Here is a 1,194-nt window from a genome sequence, read left to right as displayed (position 1 = left end):
AGGGGCTCGATCAACGCCCACTGGTCATCGGTCAGGTCCGAGGGGTAGGTCGGCTCACGGGTCATGAAGGCCAGGCTCACAGGGCCTGGGGCCGGGTGAGAGCGAAGTGCTCGGACCGTGACCCACCCTTCTCAAACACGCTCTTAGCCATAGCCGGAGTGCGTTGTGCCTCCCCCGCCGCAGGGGGTGACGGCAGGAAGAGGCCTCCCGCCCCGGCCCCGGGGGGTTGCCCACCCGACCGGGGACCTCAGCCCCAGCCGGAGGGCGTTGCGCTCCCCCCTCCGCAGGGGGTTTCCCACTTTCCCCGGGGCCTTAGCCACAGCCCGGTCACATCCGTGGCCACCCCCGCCGCAGGGGGTGACGGCCGCAAGAGGCCTCCGGCCCTGGCCCCTGGGGGTTTCTCACCTGGCCGGGGGGCCTTAGCCACAACCCGGTCACCTGCCCGGGGCCTTAGCCATAGCCGGAGTGCGTTGTGCCTCCCCCGCCGCAGGGGGTGACGGCAGGAAGAGGCCTCCGGCCCCGGCCCCAGGGGGGTTGGGGAGGAAGAACCGCGACCTCCGCCCCAGGGGGTGAGACGGACTTGTAGGTTTGAGGTGCCCCGAGGTTTCCGGACAGGGATCCAATACAATCATTCCTTAAGGAAACCAGGAGGGCACATGGGCAGGCCGAGTAAATACTCGCCAGAGTTCCGCGCCGAAGCCGTAAAACTCGTGCAGGAAACACAGCGACCGATCTCCCAGGTCGCCCGAGAGCTCGACGTGAACACCGAGACCCTGCGCGAGTGGGTCAAAAAACACCGGCAAGAACACGAGAACGCGAACCCCGACCTGAACCTGAACGAACGCGCCCGCCTCAAAGAACTCGAACGCATCAACCGTGAACAGGCCATGGAGATCGAGTTCCTGAAAAAAGCAGCCGCGTACTTCGCAAAGAATCGTCCGTGACGGACATCTACGAGTTCATCGAGACCACCCGGGCCGATGACACCGCGAAGTACGCCTTCCCCGTCACCTTCATGTGCTCCCGGCTGGACGTTTCCCGTTCCGGCTTCTACTGATCTTTGATGTGTGGGTTGACAGCCGAGCGAGCTGGGAAAACCCTGGCCATGGAGCTTCCCCTCTCCTCTCCCCGCACTCCTGCCGAGTACGAGAAACGACGCCTGGTCGCCGCGGAGCTGTTCGACCAGGGCGAGCT

At 65.4% G+C, this 1,194-nt stretch carries 1 protein-coding gene; it reads left to right on the top strand.

Going from position 1 to position 1,194, the window contains the following annotated elements; translation table 11 throughout:
* Positions 1 to 656: 656 nt before the first annotated feature.
* Positions 657 to 944 carry a transposase gene (locus ACJOT3_RS34650; protein ID WP_406977351.1) on the top strand — a complete coding sequence of 96 codons (288 nt, stop codon included), beginning with the start codon at positions 657 to 659 and terminating at the stop codon, positions 942 to 944.
* The last annotated feature ends 250 nt before the right edge of the window (positions 945 to 1,194 follow it).

The sequence above is a fragment of the Nocardiopsis protaetiae genome (assembly GCF_045446735.1).
In the GTDB taxonomy this organism is placed as follows: domain Bacteria; phylum Actinomycetota; class Actinomycetes; order Streptosporangiales; family Streptosporangiaceae; genus Nocardiopsis; species Nocardiopsis protaetiae.
Note: the sequence above shows the minus strand (reverse complement) of the source record. Positions and strands in the feature narration are given on the sequence as shown.

Coding starts and splice junctions, on each gene's coding strand:
- ACJOT3_RS34650 (WP_406977351.1), top strand. CDS start 657: ATGGGCAGGCCGAGTAAATACTCGCCAGAGTTCCGCGCCGAAGCCGTA.